Below are 765 nucleotides of genomic sequence, written 5' to 3' on the forward strand. Positions count from 1 at the left end.
GTATGTGGTTGATTATCCGTGACCGTGACACGGGTCAAGAATTAGACCGTCAATTTGTGCGTGATGGCAAGGATGGACAGGACGGAAAAGATGGAAAATCACCGCTTCTAAGTACTGAAAAAATCCTTGATTCAGATGGTAAAGAAATCGGCTTAAGTATTAAGATAACGCATCCAGATGGCTCGACTGAAACACATACCATCTACCACGGTCGAGATGGTAAGGATGGCCAAGATGGTCAAACCCCACAAATCCGTACTGAAAAAGGCAAAGATAGCCAAGGCAATGTGGGCAGATGGTTGATTATCGAAGACGGTCATGGCAATGAAATCGTTCGTGAATTCATCCGTGATGGTCAAGATGGTAAGACCCCTTCTGCTAAAGTAGAACCTGGTAAGAATGAACATGGGGATAGTGGCCAATGGATTATTATCTTCGATGGAGATGGTAATGAAGTTTCACGCGAATTTGTTCGTGACGGCAAGGATGGCCAAGATGGTCACTCGCCAAGTCTTGAAACAGTTCCTGGTAAGAATGCAGATGGTGACAGTGGTCTATGGGTGATTGTTAAAGATCCAGAAGGTAAGGAATCGAGCCGTCACTTTATCAGAGACGGTAAAGATGGCAGAGGAATTAAGAAGATCTATAGTAAAGATGGTCGATTAACGATTGTGTTTACGGATAATACAAAAGAAATCCTTGAAATTCCATGTTGCCAACCTAAGTCAGAGGATCCGAAGCCAGAAGATCCTAAGCCAGAAGATC

1 pseudogene is annotated in these 765 nt (G+C 43.7%); it reads left to right on the forward strand.

The annotated features are described in order from the left end of the window. Positions 1-765: pseudogene (locus HMPREF3090_RS09495) on the forward strand (hypothetical protein); the annotation flags it as partial.

This window comes from Aerococcus sp. HMSC23C02 (genome assembly GCF_001806805.1).
Classification (GTDB): Bacteria; Bacillota; Bacilli; order Lactobacillales; family Aerococcaceae; genus Aerococcus; species Aerococcus sanguinicola.